General features: G+C 45.4%; 15 protein-coding genes. 12 read left to right on the top strand and 3 right to left on the bottom strand.

Annotated features, from left to right (window positions below; genetic code table 11):
- Positions 1-57 precede the first annotated feature (57 nt).
- The 3 genes from vmeK to erpA all read right to left on the bottom strand — a co-directional run bounded on the left by vmeK (position 58) and on the right by erpA (position 4,734).
- The gene (gene vmeK / locus R7Z49_RS12925; RefSeq protein WP_054576316.1) at positions 58-3,162 is read right to left on the bottom strand and encodes a multidrug efflux RND transporter permease subunit VmeK; all 3,105 of its coding nucleotides are present in this window, start codon (positions 3,160-3,162) and stop codon (positions 58-60) included.
- A 9-nt stretch (positions 3,163-3,171) separates the two neighbouring features.
- Positions 3,172-4,287, bottom strand: coding sequence for an efflux RND transporter periplasmic adaptor subunit (locus R7Z49_RS12920; protein WP_318111713.1), 1,116 nt, complete (start codon positions 4,285-4,287; stop codon positions 3,172-3,174).
- Between the two features lie 105 nt (positions 4,288-4,392).
- Positions 4,393-4,734, bottom strand: coding sequence for an iron-sulfur cluster insertion protein ErpA (erpA, locus tag R7Z49_RS12915; protein ID WP_005380031.1), 342 nt, complete (start codon positions 4,732-4,734; stop codon positions 4,393-4,395).
- A gap of 246 nt (positions 4,735-4,980) precedes the next feature.
- Here erpA and hemL point away from each other — a divergent pair, with 246 nt between their 5' ends.
- From hemL to R7Z49_RS12855, 12 genes are all read left to right on the top strand, one after another.
- On the top strand, positions 4,981-6,276 hold the full coding sequence (gene hemL, locus R7Z49_RS12910; RefSeq protein ID WP_054576317.1) for a glutamate-1-semialdehyde 2,1-aminomutase: 1,296 nt from the start codon (positions 4,981-4,983) through the stop codon (positions 6,274-6,276).
- A 345-nt stretch (positions 6,277-6,621) separates the two neighbouring features.
- Positions 6,622-7,707 carry an AI-2E family transporter gene (locus R7Z49_RS12905; RefSeq protein WP_318111711.1) on the top strand — a complete coding sequence of 362 codons (1,086 nt, stop codon included), beginning with the start codon at positions 6,622-6,624 and terminating at the stop codon, positions 7,705-7,707.
- Positions 7,708-7,783: 76 nt separating this feature from the next.
- Positions 7,784-8,809: a 16S rRNA (guanine(1207)-N(2))-methyltransferase RsmC gene (gene rsmC / locus R7Z49_RS12900; protein ID WP_033905578.1), complete on the top strand. Its 1,026-nt coding sequence runs from the start codon at positions 7,784-7,786 to the stop codon at positions 8,807-8,809.
- Between the two features lie 226 nt (positions 8,810-9,035).
- Positions 9,036-12,422, top strand: coding sequence for a response regulator (locus R7Z49_RS12895; RefSeq protein ID WP_005380036.1), 3,387 nt, complete (start codon positions 9,036-9,038; stop codon positions 12,420-12,422).
- Positions 12,423-13,203: 781 nt separating this feature from the next.
- Positions 13,204-14,886 (top strand): ABC transporter substrate-binding protein, encoded by a 1,683-nt coding sequence (locus R7Z49_RS12890; RefSeq protein WP_005380037.1) that lies wholly within the window; start codon positions 13,204-13,206, stop codon positions 14,884-14,886.
- Between the two features lie 170 nt (positions 14,887-15,056).
- On the top strand, positions 15,057-16,043 hold the full coding sequence (locus R7Z49_RS12885; RefSeq protein ID WP_005380038.1) for an ABC transporter permease: 987 nt from the start codon (positions 15,057-15,059) through the stop codon (positions 16,041-16,043).
- 2 nt (positions 16,044-16,045) lie between these two features.
- Positions 16,046-17,071, top strand: coding sequence for an ABC transporter permease (locus R7Z49_RS12880; protein WP_047102642.1), 1,026 nt, complete (start codon positions 16,046-16,048; stop codon positions 17,069-17,071).
- A gap of 2 nt (positions 17,072-17,073) precedes the next feature.
- Positions 17,074-18,057 carry an ABC transporter ATP-binding protein gene (locus tag R7Z49_RS12875; RefSeq protein ID WP_005380040.1) on the top strand — a complete coding sequence of 328 codons (984 nt, stop codon included), beginning with the start codon at positions 17,074-17,076 and terminating at the stop codon, positions 18,055-18,057.
- A 47-nt stretch (positions 18,058-18,104) separates the two neighbouring features.
- Complete coding sequence (locus R7Z49_RS12870) at positions 18,105-19,100, top strand: ABC transporter ATP-binding protein (protein WP_005380041.1); 996 nt, start codon at positions 18,105-18,107, stop codon at positions 19,098-19,100.
- Positions 19,101-19,163: 63 nt separating this feature from the next.
- The gene (locus R7Z49_RS12865; RefSeq protein ID WP_017635902.1) at positions 19,164-20,903 is read left to right on the top strand and encodes a glycoside hydrolase family 9 protein; all 1,740 of its coding nucleotides are present in this window, start codon (positions 19,164-19,166) and stop codon (positions 20,901-20,903) included.
- A 2-nt stretch (positions 20,904-20,905) separates the two neighbouring features.
- Entirely contained in the window at positions 20,906-21,796 is an 891-nt protein-coding gene (locus R7Z49_RS12860; RefSeq protein ID WP_318111710.1) for an N-acetylglucosamine kinase, read from the top strand.
- Positions 21,797-21,804: 8 nt separating this feature from the next.
- Complete coding sequence (locus R7Z49_RS12855; protein WP_005380048.1) at positions 21,805-23,724, top strand: beta-N-acetylhexosaminidase; 1,920 nt, start codon at positions 21,805-21,807, stop codon at positions 23,722-23,724.
- Positions 23,725-23,766: the final 42 nt, after the last annotated feature.

The following is a 23,766-nucleotide window of genomic DNA, read 5'->3' as shown; positions in this document are numbered from 1 at the left end:
ATTGAAAAGGGCAGCGAAGCTGCCCTTTTTGTTTTGTCGATATCATCACGATAAAGCTTACTGTTCGGAGTGATGCTCTCTCCCGAGCATAAGCAAACACGGTGTCAGAACTAACGTTAGCAAAGTCGCAAACGCCAAACCACCCGCGACAGCGGTCGCAAGCTGAGACCACCATTGAGTGCTTGGTGCGCCAAACTCCACTTTCTGATTAACTAAGTCGATGTTCATTTCTAACACCATTGGCAATAAGCCTAATATGGTGGTCACCGTCGTAAGTAAAACGGGTCTTAAACGCTGCACACCCGTACGCAAAATAGCCTCAGATTTTTCTAAGCCACGTTTACGCATCTGATTATAAGTATCGATTAAAACAATATTGTTGTTTACCACGATACCAGCCAACGCAATCACTCCAATTCCCGACATAATGATGCCAAATGGCTTTTGGAAAATAAGTAACCCGGCGAAGACACCAACGGTAGAAAACAGCACTGCACTAAGGATTAAGAAAGCTTGATAAAAGCTATTAAACTGCGTAATTAAAATCAAAGCCATCACACCAAGCGCGACAATAAAAGCATTTTGCAAGAATGCTGATGAGTTTTCCTGCTCTTCATTTTGACCCCGAATCTTATATTCAATGCCTTCCGGTAAGTCGAGCTGTTCCATTCCAGCGGCAATCTTAGGTAACTCAAGCGCCAAATTGTAACCTTCCACCATATCCGCTTTAATATTGATAACTCGATGACTGTCGACCCGACGAATAGTGTCTTGCTTATGATCTGGTTTGATTTGAGCAAAATTCGTAATCGGTACCAGACCAGCTGCCGTTTTCACTCTCAGTTGATCAAATCGACCTATGTCGCGCTTATCTTGCGGATAGCGCACCAAAATATCGACTTCTTCATCCGCATCATCGGGCAAATAATCGCCTATTTTCAAGCCGTTCGTAACAAACTGGACGGTATTCCCGACTAAAGTAGCATCCGCTGCAAAGCGAGAGGCGTCATCTCGCTGGATATCAATTTGCCAATCAATCCCTTCCTTATTAGTGGTATCACTCAAGTTGGTCAGTGCAGGATTACCATCAGCCCAATGTCGTACTTTTTTGGCTGCTTCATCTAACGCACTAACACTCAAATTTCGTGATGACACTTCAATCACGAGATCATGCTCGACAGGCGGTCCTGCGTCCGGGAATTTATACTCAAGTTCAACACCATAAAAGCGGTCTGTCGTCTCTTTTAGTTCCTCAATAATGGTTTTCACTTTGCGTCGATACTGCCAATCCACAGGCGTTATTTGAATCTGGCCAATCTCGTCCCCATTATCGCTCGATCCTGTGCGCGTGTAGACACTTTCAAACTCGTCATGACCGAGCATCACCTTCTCGATTTCGCGCATAACAACATCTTTTTCGTGAATAGACAGGTCACCATAAGAACGAACTTTAACGGTAAAAAAGGCAGGGTCCACCTCAGGGAAAAACTCTGCACCCAAGCCAGCTTTGTTGTAAGTGAAGCCGACACCTGCCGCTAGCAGTATCGCGCTGAGTAAGACCTTCCATGGATGACGAATCGCTACCGACAGAGTCTGGTAATAAAGCTTGGTAATGCCTGTCGCTTTTTCAAAGTTGCCGTTATGCAGCTCAACCATTTCTCGCTGAGCTTTCTGATTGACTACTTGAGGCTTGCCAATGATCCCACCGATGACAGGAACGAACAATAAAGCCATCATCAGAGAAGCGGCCAAAGTAGCAATTAAAGTAAGTGGTAAGTACTTCATGAACTCACCAGTGATGTCTGGCCAGAAAAGTAACGGAGCAAACGCAGCCAATGTGGTTGCTGTGGATGCGGTAATAGGCCAGGCCATTCGCTTTGCGGCATCTCGATAGGCTTCTTTACGTGGCGTTCCTTCTTGCATGCGCCGATCTGCAAACTCTGTCACCACAATGGCACCATCCACCAACATGCCTACTGCCATAATTAAAGCAAACAGTACGACGATATTGACCGTCAGCCCAAATACCGATAACACCAACAACCCAGTCAAGAACGATCCTGGAATAGAAATCCCCACGAGAAGCGCGGTCCTAACCCCCAATATGGCAATAATGACGATAACTACGAGGATAATTGCGGATAAGATATTGTTTTGTAGATCACTGAGCATCAATTTGACATCGTCGGATTGATCCCAAGTGTATTTAACTTGCAAATTGTCGGGCCACTCGGCGCGCTTCTGTCCCTGAGCCAGTACTTCTTTTACCAGCTCAACCGTTTCAATGATGTTTTCCCCTGCCCGTTTTTTTACGTCCAAAACGATGGCAGATTCGCCATCTAAACGAGCAAAACTTTCAGGATCGCGAAATGCACGCCGTACTGTCGCCACATCGCCAAAAGTGATCACCTCTTTTCCATTCACCTTGATAGGTAGTTCAAGCACATCTTTCAGTGAATCAAAAACCGATGGGACTTTTACCGAAAAGCGTCCATACCCAGTATCGACAAACCCCGCAGCCACAACTCGGTTATTCAAGGCAATTAAATTATAGATATCCGCTTGATCGAGACCGTAGCTTTCCATCAATAGCGGATCGACAACTATCTCCACGATGTCTTCGCGATCTCCTGCGATTTCAACCTCAAGAATCTGACGGAAACTTTCCAAACGATCACGTAACGTTCTGGCAATCTGAACAATGGTTCGCTCTGGTACGGTGCCATAGAGCACAACGGTCAAAACAGGCTCTTCAGATGCAAACGTGACTTCGTTTACCGTTGGCTCATCACTGTCCTCTGGTAACTTTGGCTTCGCAAGATCAACCGCATCACGCACATCTGCCATCGCTTTATCAAGATCCACTCCGACACTAAATTCCAGCGTCACCGAAGCATGACCTTCTGATGCCACAGAGGTCATCTCTTTTACGCCTTCAATAGAGCGCAACTCTTGCTCTATTGGCCGAACTAATAAACGCTCGGCATCGACAGGAGAAATGCCTTGATGCCCAACAGAAACGTAGATAATAGGAATGGTAATATCAGGGCTCGATTCCTTGGGGATTGTGACGTAAGTAATGACACCTGCAATTAATATCATCACCAACAATGTCAGCATAGTGCGAGCGCGAGATAACGCAGCATCAATCAGAGTGTACATAGGTGCTCCTTACTGCTCATTAGCCGCTTCAATAACTACGTCATCAACTTTATTGGCCAGTACTTGATCACCATCTCGCACAAAACCTTGTCCCAGCACGATAATGTCTACACGCTCTCCTAACCCAGAGAGCCACACACCATCATCCTCGGCCTTAACGAGTTGAATTGGAACAAACTCAACACGCTCATTACGCAGTGTCTTGACACCTAAGTTACCTTCTTCATCTAGTGCTAACATGGCAGCCGTAATCTTTACTGCCAACACTTCACTCAAAGGCAGCTGTACTTCTGCGCTCATACCAGCAGGAATTCTTGCGTCTTGATTATCAATTTCGATTTCAATTGGAAACGTATTAGTAGAAGCAGAAGAAACACGTCCAATGTAGCGCACACGACCTTGATGATGCTGTTGGTTAATGGTTCTTACGTCGGCTTCTAGGCCTTCCTTAAGATATTGTATATGCCGTTCACTGACATCGGCTTCAATCACTAAAGTATCCAAATCAATGACCGTCGCAATAGGATCGCCAATCCCGACAAAATCACCTAACTCAACAAAGTGATGATCTACGATGCCATCAAATGGCGCTTTAACCTCAGTATTTCTTAAAGCCGTTTGCACGTTACTCAAATTCGCACGTGCATCTACCAACGCTGCTTGCGCTGTCGCAAATGCAACCTCACCTTGCAGTCCGCGACTTTTTAGCGATTTAGCTGCATTAAACTCTTTCTCTTTAACCAACAGCATAGCCTGGGCCCGTTTAAGTTGAATGCCAAGGTCGCGCTTATCGATGTTTGCGATCACTTGTCCCTGTTTGACCGCTTGGCCTTTCTTTATGTTAAGACTGACTATTTTACCGGCAACTTCGGCGCCAAGACGCGCTTGACGATTGGGCGCTGTTCGTCCATACAATTCAATGGTTTTACTGGTAGGTTCGGCAAGAAAAGTATCAAACATCACCTTTGCAAGTGGTGTTGTGTTCGTGGATGTTGAAGAGTTAAGATGATCATCTTGTGCTTTGAGTTGGCCGATGGTTAGCCATGCAACAAGAAGTAAGACGAGGATAAGAGATACTAGCCAAGGGCGCTCGACAATTCGGCGCCCAAAAGAAAGTCCAGACATATAAAGTCCTTTTTATTATTTCTCTGCATATCTGCGAGCGTGCGCTTTACGTGACATCCTTCTACATAAAGCACAGGCAGCCATTAGCTGCCTGTTAGGTGTTAATTACACACTGAACGATGCACCACAACCACATGTTGTCGTTGCATTTGGATTATTTACGAAGAAGCGCGCTCCTTCCAACCCTTCTGTGTAGTCAACAATACCGCCAACGAGATATTGCAGACTCATAGGGTCTACAACCAGTGTTACACCACTGTTTACGATTGTCGTATCGCCTTCGTTTACATTTTCATCAAAAGTAAAGCCGTATTGGAAGCCGCTGCAGCCGCCGCCAGTAATGTATACGCGCAGTTTCAATGCTGGGTTTTCTTCTTCAGCAATCAATGCTTTAACGCGAGATGCTGCTGCGTCAGAAAAAGATAATGGTACGTTTACTTCGCTCACGAAGACCTCTCTCACTCGTGTAATGCGTCAAGCCTGAAGCAAGACGTCAAATTTGTGCTAATTGAGACGATTATCCAATACCTGACAAACTCGTTCAAGTATTCGCCGCCGATTCTTTATAACAGATGCGGATATATAAGATTACACAGCGAAACAACACATAAATTAAGCAAAACGTTTCTAACTTGATTATAGCTAGGTACAATGCGCTCCACTTGGTCCGAGCAATCAAAAGAGGATAACCCCATGACCAAATCATCAGAGCTGTATCAAAAAGCTCAGCAAACCATCCCTGGCGGTGTCAATTCACCAGTTCGTGCATTCAACGGCGTTGGCGGCTCTCCGCTATTTATCGAACGAGCAGACGGTCCACTGATTTTTGATGCCGATGGTAAAGCGTATATTGATTACGTTGGCTCTTGGGGTCCAATGATTCTTGGTCACAACCACGCGGTTATCCGCGAAGCAGTAATTGATGCAGCGCAACGCGGTCTTAGCTTCGGTGCGCCAACAGAACTTGAAATCGCGATGGCAGAATTAGTTTCTGAGCTTGTTCCATCAATGGAGCAAATCCGCATGGTAAGTTCTGGTACTGAAGCTACGATGAGCGCGATTCGCCTTGCACGTGGCTTCACCGGTCGCGACAAGATCATGAAATTTGAAGGTTGTTACCACGGCCACGCTGACAGCTTGCTAGTAAAAGCAGGTTCTGGTGCACTAACTCTAGGTCAGCCAAGCTCTCCTGGCGTTCCTGCAGATTTTGCTAAGCACACGCTAACAGCAACATTCAACGACCTAGATTCTGTACGCGAGCTATTTGCTGCTAACAAAGGCGAAATTGCTTGTATCATCGTTGAGCCAGTAGCAGGCAACATGAACTGTATTCCACCAGTGGAAGGCTTCCACGAAGGGCTACGTGAAATCTGTGATCAAGAAGGCGCGCTACTAATTTTTGATGAAGTAATGACAGGCTTCCGTGTTGCTCTAGGCGGCGCGCAAGCACACTACAACATCAAACCCGACCTAACGACACTGGGTAAAGTGATTGGTGGCGGTATGCCAGTAGGTGCTTTCGGTGGCCGTAAAGAAGTGATGCAATACGTTGCACCTACAGGCCCAGTTTACCAAGCTGGTACCCTTTCCGGTAACCCTGTCGCAATGGCAGCAGGCTACGCATGTTTGAACCTTCTAAAAGAAGAAGGCAACGAAAAGCGCCTAGCTTCTAAAACGAAACAACTTGCTGAAGGTTTTAAGTCTCTAGCAGAAAAACACGGTATTCCGCTAGTTGTTAACCAAGTGGGCGGTATGTTCGGCTTCTTCTTCACTGACCAAGAAAAAGTAACTTGCTACGAAGACGTAACGAAGTGCGATATAGAACGCTTCAAGCGTTTCTTCCACTTAATGCTAAAACACGGTGTCTACCTTGCGCCATCTGCGTTTGAAGCGAGCTTTACTTCACTCGCTCATGGTTCAAAAGAGATTGATGCCACACTAGAAGCTGCTGACCGCTGTTTTGCTGTTCTTGCAGAAGAAGCGAAATAATCGCTAAAAACGGCGATAACGCATTTAGAAAAGGACCGTAACGGTCCTTTTTTATTGCCAATTCAAAATAACCAATATCGCTAATACCCCAACGACAATGCCAAACCACGGTATTCGCTTAGCTTTTTTCTCGGTTTGACACTTTTTATCACCGTTGCAACAACCCATAGCTCATCTCTTGATTGATAACCGACTGATTTGTAGTCATTATAGCAAGGTACATCGCCCTGCTCTAATTCGGCATTGTCATAAGCTTGAAAGAGTTAAGAGTGCAAAGTAATAAAGGTTACACGCCATCATTGAAGGCATAAACCGTAAACGTCACCTGTAAGTTGGACTAATACCATGCCAAATAATGTAAAAATAACGTCGAGTCACCGAGTACTAATGGTTGCTTTACTCGCCGCTGCTTTTGCTTGCTACTTATTGGTTGAGCCATATATCAATTCCATTGTGATGGCTTTTATCATTTCTTTGCTCATGTTTCCGATACACGAATGGTTTGAGCAGAAAATTCCCAAGCACCCCAATATGGCGGCACTGCTGTCATGTGTCGTCTTGACGTTTATTATTGTTATCCCGCTTTTATTTGTGTTTGCCGCCATTGTTCAGCAAGGCTCTGTTTTCTCACAAAATACATATAATTGGGTTACCAATGGTGGTATCCAAGATATATTCCAACATCCTTTCGTTATCAAAGGCTTAGCGATTGTTAATGAGTACTTACCTTTTGATAAAATCGAGCCCAAAGCCATCGCTGAGAAAATTGGGCAATTTGCCACATCGTTTGGCTCTAACTTAGTCGCTATCAGCGCAAAGATTTTAGGAGACGCAACCAACTTCCTAATGAACTTCTTCCTAATGCTGTTTGTGCTGTTTTTTCTGCTTCGTGACCACGACAAAATTATCTCTGCGATTCGTCATATCCTGCCACTCTCACGTAGCCAAGAAGACCGCATATTGACAGAGATAGAGCAAGTTTCTAAATCAGCCGTAATGGGCTCATTCATGACAGCGATTGCTCAAGGTTTGGCTGGCGGTATCGGTATGTGGCTCGCCGGTTTCCCTGGGTTATTTTGGGGAACAATGATGGGCTTTGCATCATTCATTCCAGTGGTAGGAACCGCGCTAATCTGGATTCCTGCAGCAGCGTACTTGTTCTTAACAGGCGATATGACTTGGGCTATCTTCTTGACGGTGTGGAGTGTAGTTATCGTTGGCTCTATAGATAACCTATTACGTCCGTTGCTAATGCAAGGCAGCGCCGGCATGAATACCATTATGATTTTCTTCTCATTACTGGGTGGTCTGCATCTGTTTGGTTTGATTGGTCTTATCTACGGCCCACTTATTTTTGCCGTGACCATGGTACTGTTTAATATCTACGAGGAAGAATTCAAAGACTTCCTTAACCAACAAGACAACAGCTAGTCACCGCTTAATCACTTCAAGCTTGGGGCGGATTGTGCGAAAATCTGCCCCAAATTATTTCTGATGAACCAAATTTATGTCTGCTTATATCGCTCCTAGCCAAATAGCTCAGCGCCAACTTGAATACTTCAACGGAAAACACGTTTTAGTCGCTGGTGAAGTTGAAGACCTATTTCCTCTTGAGTTAGTGGCTCATTGTGAGTCTGTTGAAGTGTTTACTTCCAACTATAGCTACTACCGCCAAATTCAAACCTCTGACAAAGTGAAAAGTCATTTTGGCTCTGTGTTTGATGTTGAAACAAAAGCAGACATGGTCCTTTTATACTGGCCAAAAGCAAAAGCCGAAGCAGAATACTTGCTGGCGATGTTGATGGCGAAACTGGGCATTAACACCGAAATCGTCATCGTTGGTGAAAACCGCTCCGGCATCAAGAGCATCGAGAAGATGTTCCAAGAATACGGCCCTGTGAACAAGTACGACTCTGCTCGTCGCTGCTCATTTTACTGGGGTAATTGCCTCAATGAACCAAAACCTTTCAACCAAGCAGATTGGTTTAAGTCTTACACTGTTACACTCGGTGAGCAGTCGCTAGCGGTTAAGAGCCTACCTGGCGTATTCAGCCATGGCGAGTTCGACTTAGGTAGCCGATTGCTGCTTGAAGCCTTACCTAAGCTGTCGGGCAAAGTGCTCGACTTTGGTTGTGGTGCAGGTGTACTCGGTGCGTTTATGGCGAAAGCGAATCCAGAGATCGCGATTGAGATGTGTGACATTAATGCTTATGCGATCACTTCTAGCCAAGCCACATTAGAAGCGAATGGTTTATCCGGACGCGTATTTGCATCAGATATATACTCGGATACCGCAAAAGACTACCGCTTTATCGTCAGCAACCCGCCATTCCACAGTGGTCTAGACACAAATTACAACGCAGCGGAAACCTTGTTGGGTCAGGCACCACAATATTTAACCAAAGACGGCGAAATGGTGATTGTCGCGAATAGTTTCTTAAAATACCCACCAATTATCGAGCGGGCGTTTAATAATTGCGAGACGCTAAATAAGACCAATAAATTTTCTATCTACTACGCGAAAAAATCATAACTTCCCCCCGCGCGGGCACAAACCTGCGCGATTTTTTCTCATAAATTCAACACTCATAAGAAAAACTGCGTCACCCTGCACGCTTTACAACTAACTTTCTTGTCAAAGAAAAAAAACTCGTTAATTTTGTTAATTCTATCTAGTTGAACATCTTATCCGTTTTTAACGAGAACCTCGGCAGCGAAGTATGTTTTAGAACTGCCCATTATGAGTTGTAATCTTATCCATGTTTAAATTCTACAAAAAACAGAAATTTAAGCGCCTTCAGAGTACACTGATGACCGCATTTCTGGTGCTCAGTATCACACCTCTTACCATTACTGCGATCTTTTTCTTGCAGTCCCACAGTAAAGATCTGCAAGAACAAAGCACCTCGCACTTACTGTCTGTTCGAGATACAAAACAGCAGCAAATCATCGACTACTTTGAGGCACGAGAAACCGAAGTCATGGGCTTTGTGCGCTCAGAGTTGGCTTACGCCAGTGGTGGCCGATTCTACGGTCTCGTCAATGCTTTTAGTCGTTTAGGCAATGATATTGAAGAGTCTCGTAAAAACGCCCAACAGCGCTACATCGAGGGCAGCGGAGACCAAATCAAAACCTCAACGTTACCCGAGTCATCCAACTATGTAGGAAGTGAACGTTACCGGCTTTTACATAAACGCTATCATTGGGCCTACTTAGAGCTCCTCAAGCGCTCTGATTTTAATGACATTTTGCTGGTCGACATCAATGGTAACGTCACCTACTCGATCAACAAAGACGATAACTACGGAACGAACTTGTTATCAGGCCCCTACAAAGACTCGGCACTTGGCAAAACTTTCAAGCGTCTCGCCGATGATGTGACTGAACGTCGAAAAGTAAACGAAGACTACACTCCTGTGATTGTGTCTGACTTCGAGCTGGAAGGGGGGAAATCAGTCGCTTGGCTAGGTGCACCAATTGTTCAGCAAGGTTATCTACACAGCTATGCCATGTTCCGCTTGCCAAATAATGGCATCACTAAGTTAGCCGCAGACGCCAACCGAGAGTCATCAATTAACACCTTGCTGGTTGGAAATGATCACCAACCTCGCACAATTAACACGAAACAAGACGATATTAAGAACAGTTTAGAAGTGATCGATAAAGCACTCTCTGGTGCATTTGGTGTCGGCACTTACACAAACGGTTTAGGTGAAGAGATCATCGCGGCTTATGCACCGATTGAAACTCGTGGTGTGATTTGGGCGCTCGTCGTACAGTTACCAGAAAACGAAGCTTTCGCTCGTATCCATCAACTCGAAAAACTATTCGTTATCGCTATGTTGATCGCCATTATCCTTGTGGTGATCGCTTCTCACTATTTATCAAACTTTATCACTTCTCCGTTGCTGAAATTGACTTGGGTTGCCGAAAAGGTCTCTGCAGGTGATCTTGATGACACGTCTTTTAATACTGTTCGTAAAGATGAAATTGGTCGGCTTGCGTTAAGCTTTGAACGAATGCAACGCTCTATTCGAGAGAAGATTCAAACCATTAAGAAGCAAAATGAAGAACTAGAAAGCAACATACAGATCATTCAAAAACAGAATGAAGAACTGCAATTGGCCGATAAATTAAAAGATGAATTCTTAGCCACGACTTCTCATGAACTTCGTACACCGTTACACGGCATGGTCGGGATTGCTGAAACCTTAGCGTCCGGCGCCAATGGCGCGATCCCCGCTAGCCAGAAATATCAGCTTGATATCATCATTAAAAGTGGTCAGCGTCTCGCTAATCTAGTCGATGACTTGTTGGATTATCATAAAATGCGTTATGGAAGCATGGATATCCAGAAATCAGCAGTGAGTTTGGGCAGTGCAACACGATTGGTTTTAGAGCTTTCTAGCCATTTACTTGGAAGTAAAACCATCCGCATCATCAACCAAGTCCCAGCGGATTTAAAAGCAGTGTCAGCTGACCCGCAACGCCTTGAACAAGTGCTATATAACCTGATTGGCAATGCGATTAAATACACCTCAGAAGGTAAAATTGTTATCTCCGCTAATGTGGTAGATGATCATGTACGCGTACAAGTCGTGGATACTGGACAAGGAATTCCCGCAGAACAACTTGAACATATTTTTGAACCACTTATCCAAGCAGGGCAAGACGCGAGCCGTTATCGTCAAGGTGCAGGACTTGGGCTCTCCATTAGCCGTCAATTGATCGAATTAATGGGAGGCTCGTTATACGTCAGTAGCCAACCAATGGTCGGAACTACCTTCAGTTTCACTTTACCGCTCGCCAGTGAAGAAGAAATCCAAGCAACCCAGACTCTAGCTGCGCACGGGCACTTCCAAATTCCTGAAGTTAATGTAGAGAACAGTGAAGACTTATCACTTCCAGAGAACCCAGACGGCCCGTTACTGTATGTTGCTGACGATGAACCAGTAAACTTACGCGTGCTTGAAAGCTTTTTACGTTTAGAGGGCTATCGTGTGCGTACTGTCTCCGATGGGCCAGAAACGTTAGCGCTCGTCGAGCAAGAGAAGCCGGAACTTCTGTTATTGGATATCATGATGCCAGGCATGAGCGGCTACCAAGTTTGTAGTGAACTACGTGAAACCTATGATCATGCCGAGTTGCCAATCATTATGCTCACCGCACTCAGTCAAACAGAAGATCGTGTAAGAGGTTTTGAGGCAGGAGCCAACGACTATTTATCGAAACCATTTAATAAACAAGAGTTGGCGGCACGTATCCAAGCGCATTTAACGGCAAGTAAAGCAGAAATGCGCCATATGGAAAACAAAGTGCTAGAGTCTGAACTTAGACAGCGTGCAGTCGTTGAAGCAAGCTTACTTGAGACTCAAGGTCGTTTGTTGGAACAGCTAGAATCGGCTCCTGAAGCTATCATCTGTCTACGTGAAGACAAGCGTATTCGCTTTGCTAACGAAGCTGCTTGTAAGCTATTCAAGCGCAGCTTAGAACAGCTAAAGCGTTCATCTGCTGATGAGCTGATTGCCCCTAAATATCTGACCGTCAAACAACCTCATTACTGTGGCAAGATTGATATCTATATTGAAGATATTCGTCAGAACATCGAAGCAGACATTCTTAAGCTCCCTGAAGGTTCAGGGTTAGATATCATGTACATCTTTAATGTCGGCGGTGGAGCCAGTGCCGCTCGCATACATAATCTAGAAACCGCCGTAGAAGTGCTTTCAAGTTATGCATTTGATGGTGACAAAGACCAATTGCAAAAGCTAAAAGAGCTTGGCGGAGAATTTACGCGCCTTGCAGACAAAGCGCTCGGTAATAAAAAAGACAAGCAAGAACTTATGCGAGAAGTTCTAGTAGACGCAATGACACATGCTTTAGAGTATTGGGAATCTGTAACGGGTGAAAGTAAGTTCGCATTTGCAGAGCAAAGTGGCTTGTGGCGCGTTTATCTAGACCGTAGTACTTTGCAAACACGCACTTTAGATAAATACATGCGTATAGAAACATTACCCAAAACACCACGTTGGAGAACGGTGCTAAGCTCGATAGAGTTCATTCTCGAACACTGCAAAGAACAGAGCCCCGAGAGAGCATACATAGAAGCACAACGAGATAAACTACAGCGACTATTGACCAGCTAATATTTATCAAAAAAACTAGCCTAGCGTGCATGCTGGGCTTTTTTGTTATTCGAGTATTCCCTTCCTAGAGATAAAAGAGACCGCCTCTTCCTACCCCATTAACATATTTCCAATAACGAACATTCGGTTAGACATCGCTATCTATTGTTGGTCTTCAAAACGTACGATCTTATCCATTTAACTGGCCTTAATTAGGTAAGTTCGAGCAACCAAAAAACTTCATTCATACAATAAAAAAAGGACGACAAACGGAAGAAAACTGTCGATAAAAAAGGCCATTTTTCAGATAACAAGCGGATTTTGACGAACTATTGATAGAGATTGCGAACTTAATCACAACAGAACGGCAGATTAATTTTTAGCTGATTAATTAACACCATTTCTGCATGTGAGCGAGATCTCCGAACCTAGAAACCAAGCAAGAAACGTATATTTTAAATGGATCACCAGGTTAGTAATCACCAACACTCATTATTAACAAGGATATAAACTGCGACGCATATCAACGTTTATTTTTTGTCCCTCTACTGGTTAAAATTAGCCAAAATAACGTTTATAACGGAGAGCTCAGAGATTTTAACGTTTTTAACGGGAATCAAGTTTGATTATTTTATGGATAAGGTGTTTTCTTACTCCTGCCTAAGGCCTACAGGCCACTCTTGGCGAAACTCAATGTTGTAATGAGTAAGGCATGTACAAGAGGTAGGTCTTAGAGAGTGTTTATCAATTGATGACATTCAATTCCATTTAGTGAAATGAAAGCAAATAGTAAGGAACAGCTATGCTTGCCAATATTAAAAAAACAGCACTAGCAACAGCAATTATTGCAACGGCTACTACAGGTTTTGCATCGGTAGCTACTGCGGCTGAACGCAGTGAACTGACTATCCACCCTAAAGAGTTTACAACTTTCGTTCGTAACTTTAACCCTTTCTTGGGTGCAACTAACCTGCACACAACAACCGACTTTATTTACGAGCCGCTCGTTGTTTTTAACGAAATGCACGGTAACACGCCTGTATTTCGTCTAGCAGAAAACTTTACCATGGCTGATGACCTGATGAGCGTAACCTTCGATATCCGTAAGGGCGTAAAATGGTCTGATGGCAAAGCGTTTACCGCTGATGATGTTGTTTACTCTTTCAACCTAGTTAAAGAGAAGCCAGAGCTAGACCAATCTGGTATCAACTCTTGGGTGACTGGCGTAGAAAAAGTTAACGACTACCAAGTTAAATTCCGTCTAAGCGAAGCAAACTCAAACGTTCCTTACGAAATTGCGAAAGTACCAGTCGTACCTAAGCACGTATGGAGCAAAGTAAAAGATCCAGCAACATTCACAAACGAAAATCCAGTAGGCAGTGGTCCATTTACTGAAATCGACACTTTCACACCGCAGCTATATATCCAGTGTGAGAACCCGAATTATTGGGATGCTGACAACCTAGATGTAGATTGTCTGCGTGTGCCACAAATCGCGAACAACGACCAATTCTTGGGCAAAATCGTTAACGGCGAAATGGACTGGACGTCTTCATTCGTACCAGACATCGACCGTACGTACGCTGCAGCAAGTCCGAATCACCACTACTGGTACCCACCAGCGGGTACTCAAGCATTTGTAGTGAACTTCAAAAACCCAGACGCTGCGAAAAACGAAGCACTAACTAACGTTGACTTCCGTCGTGCGTTCTCTATGGCGCTAGACCGTCAAACTATCATTGATATCGCTTTCTACGGCGGCGGTACAGTGAACGACTTCGCATCTGGCCTTGGCTACGCATTTGAAGCTTGGTCTGATGAAGAGACGCACAACAAGTACAAAGGCTACAACACATACAACGCGGAAGGTGCGAAAAAGCTTCTAGCTAAAGCTGGCTTCAAAGATGTAAACAAAGATGGCTTTGTGGATACACCATCTGGCAAGTCTTTCGAGCTTCTAATTCAATCACCAAACGGTTGGACTGACTTCAACAACACGGTACAACTAGCCGTTGAGCAACTAGCAGAAGTGGGCATTAAAGCTCGTGCTCGTACACCGGACTTCTCGGTATACAACCAAGCTATGCTAGAAGGTACTTACGACGTTGCTTACACCAACTACTTCCACGGTGCAGATCCACACTTGTACTGGGATAGTGGCTACAACTCGAAGCTACAAGCTGGTGACGGCATGCCTCGCTTTGCAATGCACTTCTACAAGAACGATAAGCTAGACGGTCTTCTTAACAGCTTCTACAAGACAGCAGATAAGCAAGAACAGCTAGAGATCGCTCATGGCATTCAGAAGATCATTGCTCAGGACCAAGTAACTATTCCTGTGCTATCTGGCGCGTACATGTACCAATACAACACAACTCGCTTCACTGGTTGGTGGAACGAAGAAAACCCTAAGGGCCGTCCAAACATTTGGGCAGGTATCCCAGAGCGTCTACTTCACGTACTGGACCTAAAACCAGTTAAATAAGTAGAAGTTCATTTCAAGCGGCATACATCCCGTGTGCCGCCTATAAAAATCCCTTGTTAACGAAACCAATATGTGGCGCTCGTCGTCAGGGGATTTTTCGCTCTAAATTTCGCTAGGAGCGACCTGAAACCAGAAACAGGGAAAAAATCTGGGTGAGTAAGGTGTGAGTTATGGGTTATTTTTTAAGACGTTTGTCGTTCTATCTTGTCGCGCTCTTAGTTGCAGCGACGTTAAACTTTATTATTCCGCGAGCAATGCCTGGTGACCCAGTTACCATGATGTTTGCTAATGCTTCAGTACAGGTGACTCCAGAACGAATCGCAGCAATGAAAGAACTGCTCGGTTTCGTTGATGGGCCAATTTACATTCAGTACTTCTCGTACATTAAAAACATTCTAAGTTGGGAATTGGGCACCTCAATCCAGTTCTACCCACTTTCAGTTAATTCTTTACTAGGTAGTGCATTTGGCTGGTCACTATTTCTAGCTGGTACTGCGGTTGTACTTTCTTTCTCCATCGCTTCTGTCCTTGGTATTTTTGCCGCCTGGAAGCGCGGTAGTAAGTACGATGCATTCGTAACGCCTGGTACATTGATCATTCAAGCTATTCCACAAATGGTTATCGCAATGTTAGCGCTGTTTACCTTTGCGATTGGCCTGAAATGGTTCCCATCTGGCTATGCTTACACGCCAGGTACTATTCCTGATTGGACAAGCTGGGAGTTCATCAAGAACGTGGGTTACCACGCTGTATTACCTCTATTCTGTGCAACCATCGTTCAAATTGGTGGCTTCCTAGTTAACATGCGTAACAACATGATCAACCTTCTCGCCGAAGACTATATCACGATGGCTAAAGGTAAAGGGCTGAGTGAAAACCGCGTCGTCTTTAATTACGCCGCACGTAACGCACTACTTCCAAGTGTTACCGCACTGTCTATGTCTTTAGGTATGGCCATTGGAGGTCAATTAATCATCGAGATGATTTTCAACTACCCAGGCCTAGGTACTGTTCTATTGAACGCAATTCACGCTCGTGACTACCAAGTACTTCAAGGTCAGTTAATTATCATGACGATGTTCATGCTGTGCTTCAACTTAATGGCTGACATGCTGTACATGATTCTAGACCCTCGCCTACGTACGGGAGGCAAATAATCATGAAAGAACTATTCAAACTTATTTTAGGTAACGCATTTGCTCGCATTGGTCTTGGCATTGTTACGCTGTTCGTGTTCGTTGCGATTGCCGCTCCTTTACTTACAAAGCATGCGCCAGACAAGCGAACCGGTAACCCACACGAATACCCAAGCTTTGTTGTAAAACAGGCACAAAACAACCCTGATGGTTGGGTCGCTAAAAACCTAGCAGACGATCGTCGTACACTGCTTATGTCTAAAAAGGCCGACCACGTATTAGGTACTAGCCGAATGGGTCGCGATATCTGGTCGCAGGTGGCTTACGGTGCACGAGTATCACTGGGTGTAGGCTTTGGTGCTGGCATCATCGTGTGTTTCTTAGCAACAGTCATTGGTATATCGGCAGGTTACTTCGGCGGTAAAGTGGATGACGTATTGAGTGCCGCGATGAACATCATGTTAGTAATCCCGCAGTATCCATTGCTATTCGTGTTGGCGGCCTTTATCGGTGAAGCAGGCCCACTCACCATTGCCTTGATTATCGCTGGTACTTCTTGGGCATGGGGTGCACGTGTTGTCCGCTCTCAAACTATGGCACTACGCGAGAAAGAGTTCGTTAAAGCTGCCGAAGTATTGGGAGAGTCTTCATTCCGCATCATCTTCGTTGAGATTTTACCAAACCTTATCCCAATTGTCGGTGCGAGCTTCATTGGCTCAGTAATGTTGGCGATCAACACTGAAGCGGTCATTTCGTTCCTAGGTTTGGGTGATGCCAACACGATCAGTTGGGGCATCATGCTTTACAACGTGCAAACCTCATCAGCCATGCTGATTGGCGCATGGTGGGAAGTACTAGCACCTTGTATTGCCCTAACACTACTGGTTACTGGTCTTGCTCTGTTGAACTTTGCCGTTGACGAAATTGCGAACCCTCAACTTCGTTCTCACAAAGGCATGAAACGCTGGAAAAAACTAGCAGCAAAAGACAAGAAAGAGCGTGAGCCTGAACTGGCACCACAAAATGCACTATGGAGCGGAGATAAATAATCATGACTGCACCACTAATTTCCATCCGTAACCTATGCGTAGACTACATCACAGACGCGGGCGATGTCCGCGCCTGTAACAACGTGAGCTTCGACATTGCACCAGGTGAAGTATTCGGTCTGGCTGGTGAATCTGGCTGTGGCAAATCCACTGTTGCCTTCTCACTAATGCGCCTTCATAAGCCACCAGCGTTTATCACAGGTGGTGAGGTTATCTTCAACGGTGAAGATATCCTTCAGTACAGCGATGATCGCATGCAAGCGTTCCGCTGGAGTGAAATGTCGATGGTATTCCAGAGTGCGATGAACGCTTTGAACCCTGTTCTAACCATGGAAGAGCAGTTCTGTGACGTCATCATGCGTCATACCAATATGACTCGCGCTCAAGCAAAAACACGCGCTGAAGGTCTGCTGGAAATCGTTGATATCCACCCTAGCCGATTGAGTGATTACCCGCACCAGTTCTCTGGTGGTATGCGTCAACGTCTAGTAATCGCAATCGCTTTGGCTCTGAACCCAAAAATGATCATCATGGACGAACCGACTACCGCATTGGATGTAGTGGTTCAACGTGAAATTCTACAAAAAATTTACGCGCTTAAAGAAGAGTTTGGTTTCTCAATTCTGTTCATCACACATGACTTGTCATTGATGGTCGAGTTCTCGGATCGTATCGGCATCATGTACTCAGGTGAGTTGATTGAAGTCGCGCCTTCTAAGCAAATTCTGGAAAGTCCTTACCACCCTTACACCAAAGGTTTGGGTAGCTCTTTCCCTCCACTAACTGGACCAAAGACCAAATTGACTGGTATTCCAGGTAACCCGTTGAACTTGCTAGAAGTACCACGGGGCTGCCGCTTCCAAGCTCGTTGCGATCGCGTACATGAAGCATGTACACGTGTACCAACCCAATTACGTCAAATTGAACCAGGTCGCCTCTCAAATTGCCATTTGTACGGCGACACCATTGCTCAAGCTAAGGTTTAACAACAAAAAAACGTTAGCTAAGAACAAAAATTACACTGGAGAGAATTATGAGCAAACAATTCGGCGAACTGCTGATTGAGGGTAAAAATGTCGTTAAGGACTTCCCTTTAAACAGTAACTCAATCAAACAATCTAAGATGCGCGCAATCAACGACGTCTCTTTCAAAATGTACAAGAGCCGCGGCTTGTCAGTGGTAGGTGAATCTGGTTCAGGTAAGTCTACTACTGCAAAAATGATTGCAAAAATGTACGCACCAACCGATGGCATCATTGAATACAAAGGTCGTGATATCCAAGACATCACCTCTCGTCACGATTTAATGACCTACCGTGAAGGTGTACAAATGGTGTGGCAAGACCCGTTTGGCTCGCTAAACCCAACGCACAATATCTTCCACCATATTGCGCGCCCGCTGCTGATTCATAAGAAAGTAGCACCGGGCAACAAGAAAGAACTGGAAGAGCGTGTGTACGACCTACTTGAACAAGTTGGTCTTATTCCACCAAAAGAAACGGCGCAAAAGTTCCCGCACCAGCTATCTGGCGGTCAGCGTCAACGTGTAAACCTAGCTCGTAACATCGCAGTTGGTGCTGAAGTGGTATTGGCGGATGAGCCAACATCCATGCTCGATGTATCAATCCGTGCCGGTGTTCTGAACTTGATGGAAGAGATGAAGTTCGAGAAACAAATGTCTCTGCTTTACATCACTCACGACATCGCAACAGCGCGTTACATTGCTGAAGATCTCGCGGTCATGTACGTAGGTCACATGGTTGAATGGGGCGATACTGAAGAAATCATTCACGATCCTCAACACCCATATACGCAACTGTTGGTATCTGCGGTTCCAGATCCATCGAAGTCTATTCACGAGAAACTGAAAGGCAACAAAGGGGAAATCCCACTTTGGACACCAGAATCTGTCGGCTGTCCATTTGCTGGACGTTGTGTACACGCTACCGACAAATGTCGCGAACGACTACCGGGCGTCACTCAACTGTCCGACAACCACTTTGTCCGCTGTTACTTATTTGAAGATTAATCATAACGAGGGTCAGGTTCAGCCTGACCCATTCCTGTTTTTATCGTTTCCCGGAGACATTGAATGCTGCTACTGACTAACCACATTGGTTATGAACGTCTGGGCCCAAAGAAAGCCATTATCCAGACCGAACAACCACACTTGTCTTCTTACACTGCTCAATTGATTTGTGCCACTAGCGAGCAAACCGTGGCAACTTTTGCGGTTGAAGAACAAGGTAAAGTGGCGAACTGGCATCAGGGCTATTTCTACCTCATCGACTTTTCCTCTTTCACAACGTCAGGTGACTATTTCTTGCAAGTAGAAGATACGCGCTCTTCCTCTTTCATCGTTGGCGAACACATTCTGTTGGATCAAACTTTGTCAGATGTGATCCACTACTTCAAATCGCAACGTTGCGGCGGGATCTTCGATAAACAAGATCGACAACTTCCAGTACTAAACTCCAATAAAAAGGTTGATGTACACGGCGGCTGGTACGACGCATCAGGAGACGTTAGCAAGTATTTAAGTCACCTTTCATACGCGAATTATTTGAATCCTCAACAAACCCCAATGGTGGTTTGGAACATCCTAAAAGGGGTTTCATTGCTTGAAGGAAGCGAAGACATTGCAGCTTTCACACGTACACGTCTGATTGAAGAAGCCCTGTTCGGTGCAGACTTTCTTGTGCGTATGCAAAACGAAAAAGGCTTTTTCTACATGACGGTCTTTGACAAGTGGAGCAAAGATACTGCGCAACGCGAGATTTGCGCGTACGAAACTCAACTTGGTCACAAATTTGACGACTATCAAGCAGGCTTTCGACAAGGTGGCGGTGTCGCCATTGCAGCGCTAGCGGCAGCGTCGCGTTTAAGTGTTCACGGTGAATACGATCAACAAAAATACCGCAACGCTGCCGAAAATGGTTACTGGCACTTAAAAGAGCACAATACGCAGTACCTCAATGATGGGGAAGAAAACATTATCGACGAATACTGTGCGCTACTGGCTTGTGTAGAACTGTTTAAAGCAACCAAAGAAACTCGCTACTTGGAAGAGAGCCGTTTGTGGGCGCAACGTTTAGTTGCACGCCAAATGAGCGACGAGCAGATTCAACACTTTTGGTCAGCAAACCAAGACGGCAGCCGTCCATATTTTCACGCAGCCGAAGCTGGTCTACCAGTTATTGCCCTATGCGAATATCTATCAATTGAAGACGACTCAGCACGAGCGGAATCGGTAAAACGTATCGTCAACCTAGCGTGTGAGTTTGAGATCACAATATCGAATAAAGTGATCAACCCATTCGGTTACCCTCGCCAATATGTTAAAGGCGTAAATGAGTCAAAACGCGAGGCATTTTTTGTCGCACACAACAATGAATCCGGCTATTGGTGGCAAGGCGAGAATGCTCGACTGGGCTCACTCGCGACCATGGCGTACCTTGCTCAACCGCATATAGCGTCGCAAGAAGTACAGCAACAACTTTCTGTGTTTGCTCAAGATGCATTGAACTGGGTTGTAGGCTTAAACCCATACGACATGTGCATGCTAGATGGCCATGGTCGTAACAACCCTGATTACCTCCCTCAATATGGTTTCTTCAACGCAAAAGGTGGCGTGTGTAACGGAATCACTGGCGGCTTTGAAGACGAGGAAGACATTGCATTTAACCCACCAGCACAAAAAGAAGACGTGTTACAAAACTGGCGCTGGGGCGAACAATGGATCCCGCATGGCGCTTGGTACTTACTCGCGATAATGAGTCAAGCTCAGCATGTTTCTCAGTTGGCGACCTCTAAAAATATGAAGGAAGAATAATCATGGGAATGTATTTTGTCGGTATCGATGGTGGCGGCACGTCATGTCGAGCCAGGATTAAAGATTCACAAGGTAATTTTCTTGGCGAGGCCAAAAGCGGCAGTGCCAACATCATGCTAGGTGCTGAAATAGCAATGGCTTCGATTCTTGAATCCATCACTTCGGCTACCGAGCAAGGCGGTCTAACACAACAAGATTTCGCGTCGATGCACGTCGGCTTAGCCCTTGCTGGCGCAGAGCACAAAGCATCTTGGCAAGCCTTCATGTCTCTTCCTCATCCATTTGCCAGTATAACTCTGAATACCGATGCTTACGGTGCGTGCGTTGGTGCGCACAATGGCGAAGATGGCGCAATCATGATTGCGGGAACCGGTTCTTGTGGCATCTACCTTAACGGATTGGAGCAACATGTTGTCGGTGGTCGTGAGTTCCCTATTTCGGATCAAGGTGGCGGCGCAGCGATGGGGCTACGCCTAGTTCAGCAAGTTTTGTTAGCTGAAGATGGCATCAGAGAAAAAACGCCCCTAGCACAACATGTTATGACGCATTTCAAAAATGAGGTCGACAACGTGGTGGCGTGGTCAAAACAGGCGCTTCCTCGTGATTATGGGCAGTTTTCTCCGGCTATTTTCCAACATGCGGAACAAGGCGATGCACTGGCCATTGAAATGCTGAAGCAAACCGCAGCGGATATAGAAATGTTTCTCGTGGCATTAAACAAGCGCGGCGCAACACGTATTTGTCTAATGGGCAGCATAGCTGAACGCATTGTACGTTGGCTTTCACCACCAGTTCAGCAATGGATTGTTGAGCCACAGTTTGACGCGATTGAAGGCGCAATTATGTTTGCTGGCAAACCAGAACATAACCTTTACTCGCTCAGTGCGGCGTAGGAGTAGATATGGAATATCGTGTTGATCTCGTAGTCCTTTCTGAGCAGAAACAAAACTGCCGCTTTGGCCTCACCTTTCATAACTTGAGCGACCAAGACCTAAACAGCTGGAGCTTAACTTTCGCTTTCGATCGTTACATTCTTCCAGACAGCGTTTCAAATGGTCAACTGACTCAAATTGGTAGTTTTTGCACACTTAAGCCAGAAGGGGTGGTACTGGCTGCCAACCATCACTATTACTGTGAATTCAGTATTGGTTCGAACCCATTCCGTTATTACTCGGATGGCTTTAACGAAGCGATGATCAACTTTGTCGTTGATGGAAACCCACAGCGCGCACAAGTGGATGTCACGCCTATCGTATTAGCTTCACCATACCGTGAACGCAGTGAGATTCCGGCAAGTTTAACCCATGCACAGCCCTTGCTGCCAAAACCAAACCATATTGAGGTCAGCGATCACTATTTTAGCTTTGATCATCATGCTGGCGTCGCGGTTTATTCAAGCCTGGCCAATTCAGCTAAAGAATGGCTACTTGATGAGCTTAAGCGCATTCACCAATTTGAGTTCGCATCAGACAATGGCAGTCAGATCATCTTCAAAGGCAACCCAACCTTGGATGAAGGCGCTTACAAACTGAAAGTAGCCGAAGAGTCAATCAAAATTGAAGCAGGATCTTCGTCTGGTTTTACCCATGCTTGTGCAACGTTATTACAACTAATCAAAGTTGGCGATCAACCTAACTCAATGGAAGTAGTTTGCTGTTCAATCAAGGACAGGCCACGTTTTCGTTACCGCGGTATGATGCTCGATTGTGCTCGTCATTTTCACTCCGTTAAGCAAGTCAAACGCTTGATCAACCAACTGGCTCATTACAAGTTCAATACGTTCCATTGGCATCTTACCGACGATGAGGGTTGGCGAATTGAAATCAAATCACTGCCTCAACTGACCGATATTGGTGCTTGGCGCGGATTGGATGAGATCAATGAACCACAGTACACGCACTTTGATGAACGTTACGGCGGCTTCTACACACAAGAAGACATCAAAGACGTTATCGAATTTGCATCGCAACGCGGCATCACCATCATTCCTGAAATTGATGTACCTGGTCATTGCCGAGCCGCCATCAAGTCGTTACCACACCTATTGGTAGAAGCGGAAGATACCACCGAATACCGCAGTATTCAGCATTACAACGACAACGTCATTAACCCTGCTCTGCCGGGGAGTTATGAATTTATCGACAAAGTGCTAGAAGAAGTCTCTGCGCTTTTTCCTGCGCCTTACGTTCATATTGGTGCCGACGAAGTACCTAACGGCGTATGGTCAAAAAGCCCAGCATGCCAAGCACTAATGGAACAACTGGGTTACAGCGACTACAAAGATTTGCAAGGACACTTCTTGCGTTATGCCGAAGACAAACTTCGTAAATTGGGCAAACGCATGCTGGGCTGGGAAGAGGCTCAACACGGCGACAAAGTCAGTAAAGATACGGTGATCTACTCATGGCTAAGCGAAGAAGCGGCATTGAACTGTGCTCGCCAAGGCTTTGATGTGGTGCTGCAACCAGCACAAACCACTTACCTAGATATGACCCAAGACTACGCACCTGAAGAACCGGGCGTGGACTGGGCAAACCCACTGCCACTAGAAAAAGCTTACAACTACGAGCCGCTCGCTGAAGTGCCTGCTGACGACCCAATACGTAAGCGCATTTGGGGCATTCAAACAGCATTATGGTGCGAAATTATCAATAACCAACCTCGCATGGACTACATGATCTTCCCTCGCTTAACTGCAATGGCAGAAGCATGTTGGACAGACAAACAACACCGAGATTGGACCGACTATTTATCACGCTTGAAAGGCCATCTACCTCTGCTTGATTTGCAGGGAGTGAATTACCGTAAACCGTGGAAGTAATACAAAACTGATGTCGAAACATCACGCTTGAAGAGTTTTTAA

It is taken from the genome of Vibrio sp. 1562 (assembly GCF_033340155.1).
In the GTDB taxonomy this organism is placed as follows: domain Bacteria; phylum Pseudomonadota; class Gammaproteobacteria; order Enterobacterales; family Vibrionaceae; genus Vibrio; species Vibrio alginolyticus.
This window is presented reverse-complemented; position numbering and strand designations above follow the sequence as displayed.

Excerpts from the sequence above, each read along its gene's own strand:
- vmeK (WP_054576316.1), bottom strand. The coding sequence starts at position 3,162 with ATGTACACTCTGATTGATGCTGCGTTATCTCGCGCTCGCACTATGCTG.
- R7Z49_RS12920 (WP_318111713.1), bottom strand. The coding sequence starts at position 4,287 with ATGTCTGGACTTTCTTTTGGGCGCCGAATTGTCGAGCGCCCTTGGCTA.
- hemL (WP_054576317.1), top strand. The coding sequence starts at position 4,981 with ATGACCAAATCATCAGAGCTGTATCAAAAAGCTCAGCAAACCATCCCT.
- R7Z49_RS12905 (WP_318111711.1), top strand. The coding sequence starts at position 6,622 with ATGCCAAATAATGTAAAAATAACGTCGAGTCACCGAGTACTAATGGTT.
- rsmC (WP_033905578.1), top strand. The coding sequence starts at position 7,784 with ATGTCTGCTTATATCGCTCCTAGCCAAATAGCTCAGCGCCAACTTGAA.
- R7Z49_RS12895 (WP_005380036.1), top strand. The coding sequence starts at position 9,036 with ATGTTTAAATTCTACAAAAAACAGAAATTTAAGCGCCTTCAGAGTACA.
- R7Z49_RS12890 (WP_005380037.1), top strand. The coding sequence starts at position 13,204 with ATGCTTGCCAATATTAAAAAAACAGCACTAGCAACAGCAATTATTGCA.
- R7Z49_RS12885 (WP_005380038.1), top strand. The coding sequence starts at position 15,057 with ATGGGTTATTTTTTAAGACGTTTGTCGTTCTATCTTGTCGCGCTCTTA.
- R7Z49_RS12880 (WP_047102642.1), top strand. The coding sequence starts at position 16,046 with ATGAAAGAACTATTCAAACTTATTTTAGGTAACGCATTTGCTCGCATT.
- R7Z49_RS12875 (WP_005380040.1), top strand. The coding sequence starts at position 17,074 with ATGACTGCACCACTAATTTCCATCCGTAACCTATGCGTAGACTACATC.
- R7Z49_RS12870 (WP_005380041.1), top strand. The coding sequence starts at position 18,105 with ATGAGCAAACAATTCGGCGAACTGCTGATTGAGGGTAAAAATGTCGTT.
- R7Z49_RS12865 (WP_017635902.1), top strand. The coding sequence starts at position 19,164 with ATGCTGCTACTGACTAACCACATTGGTTATGAACGTCTGGGCCCAAAG.
- R7Z49_RS12860 (WP_318111710.1), top strand. The coding sequence starts at position 20,906 with ATGGGAATGTATTTTGTCGGTATCGATGGTGGCGGCACGTCATGTCGA.
- R7Z49_RS12855 (WP_005380048.1), top strand. The coding sequence starts at position 21,805 with ATGGAATATCGTGTTGATCTCGTAGTCCTTTCTGAGCAGAAACAAAAC.